The following is a 485-nucleotide window of genomic DNA, read 5'->3' as shown; positions in this document are numbered from 1 at the left end:
AACAGCTAACTCTGGACTCCCAGACAACAAATCAACACATCAAACGATCACAAAACGATCGAAACGAACAACAAAAAAAACTTTGAGTTCGAAACGAAATCAACAACAAGAAAAGAATCAAAAGAAACTTTCTTGCTCGCGTCCACTATCCAGTTCTCAAACCACCACGCACCCACCGATCGGGCCGCCAGGCACCAAGGCCCGGGACCAAACCCATGGGGCAGCGGACCGCACCAGACCCTAAGGCCTGGGGTGGCGATCCGGGAGCCCAAAAGCGCATCCATACCGCTTCCCACACCCACCGCACGACCGGCGGGCGACAAGCCCATGATCTCTTCCACACCAGCAACCCCGACCGAACCGCGACTGTCGCGGACGCGGGGCGCACACCGGCTTCCAAACAGAAGCCTGAATACTCCGTAGAAAGGAGGTGATCCAGCCGCACCTTCCGGTACGGCTACCTTGTTACGACTTAGTCCCAATCA

1 protein-coding gene and 1 rRNA gene are annotated in these 485 nt (G+C 55.7%); both read right to left on the bottom strand.

All coding sequences use genetic code 11. From position 1 onward, the window contains the following. Positions 1-47: 47 nt before the first annotated feature. Complete coding sequence (locus tag DF196_RS13610) at positions 48-341, bottom strand: hypothetical protein (RefSeq protein ID WP_170115088.1); 294 nt, start codon at positions 339-341, stop codon at positions 48-50. Between the two features lie 82 nt (positions 342-423). Continuing rightward, a 16S ribosomal RNA gene (locus DF196_RS13135) occupies positions 424-485 on the bottom strand; the annotation flags it as partial.

It is taken from the genome of Bifidobacterium callitrichidarum (assembly GCF_003129905.1).
GTDB classification, from domain to species: domain Bacteria; phylum Actinomycetota; class Actinomycetes; order Actinomycetales; family Bifidobacteriaceae; genus Bifidobacterium; species Bifidobacterium callitrichidarum.
Note: the sequence above shows the minus strand (reverse complement) of the source record. Positions and strands in the feature narration are given on the sequence as shown.